Origin of the sequence: Leifsonia sp. SIMBA_070 (assembly GCF_046534635.1) — a bacterium.
In the GTDB taxonomy this organism is placed as follows: domain Bacteria; phylum Actinomycetota; class Actinomycetes; order Actinomycetales; family Microbacteriaceae; genus Leifsonia.
Map to the genome: position 1 here is coordinate 1 of NZ_JAWRYK010000823.1, position 242 is coordinate 242.

Annotated in this window: 1 protein-coding gene; it reads left to right on the forward strand. The window is 43.0% G+C overall.

Translation table 11 applies throughout. The features are described from left to right. The coding region (locus SB754_RS22515) for an endo-1,4-beta-xylanase (RefSeq protein WP_410784496.1) at positions 1 to 205 on the forward strand (205 nt) is incomplete at its 5' end. Positions 206 to 242: the final 37 nt, after the last annotated feature.

The following is a 242-nucleotide window of genomic DNA, read 5'->3' on the forward strand; positions in this document are numbered from 1 at the left end:
GCAATACCAGAGAGCAGGATATTACTATACCACTATTGTGCCCCAAACGCAACAATTTGGATTGACCCTTTGGGGCTTTAGAGATCAGGATAGCTGGTTGTACGATGGCGGTTCGGATTGGCCATTGCTATACGACAACGATTTTAACACCAAAATAACGCACAGGGGATTGGTTGCGGGATTGAACGGTGAAAGCCCAGAATAATAAAATATTGACCGTATAATGAAGAAGTAACCATGAT